We start from the raw sequence: 247 nt of genomic DNA, 5'->3' as shown, positions 1-247 counted from the left end.
CCGGGGCGCCGAGCTTCACCCGGCTCCTCACCCACCCCGAAACCGGCGTGGTGCTCTCGATGGGACGCGACACCTACAAACCGCCCGCGGCTTTGAAGAAGTGGCTCGAGGTGCGCGATGAAACCTGCACCTTCCCCGGGTGCCGCCGCTCCGCCAAGCGGTCCGATCTGGACCACAGTGTGGAGTGGCAGCACGGCGGGGAGACCGACGCGATGAACCTCGCCCACCTCTGCCCGTATCACCACGC

Annotated in this window: 1 protein-coding gene; it reads left to right on the top strand. The window is 68.4% G+C overall.

The genetic code is table 11. The annotated features are described in order from the left end of the window. On the top strand, positions 1–247 hold a 247-nt coding region (locus QN357_RS19445), incomplete at both ends, for an HNH endonuclease signature motif containing protein (protein WP_323505463.1).

It is taken from the genome of Cryobacterium sp. RTC2.1 (assembly GCF_035018685.1).
Classification (GTDB): Bacteria; Actinomycetota; Actinomycetes; order Actinomycetales; family Microbacteriaceae; genus Cryobacterium; species Cryobacterium glucosi.
Note: the sequence above shows the minus strand (reverse complement) of the source record. Positions and strands in the feature narration are given on the sequence as shown.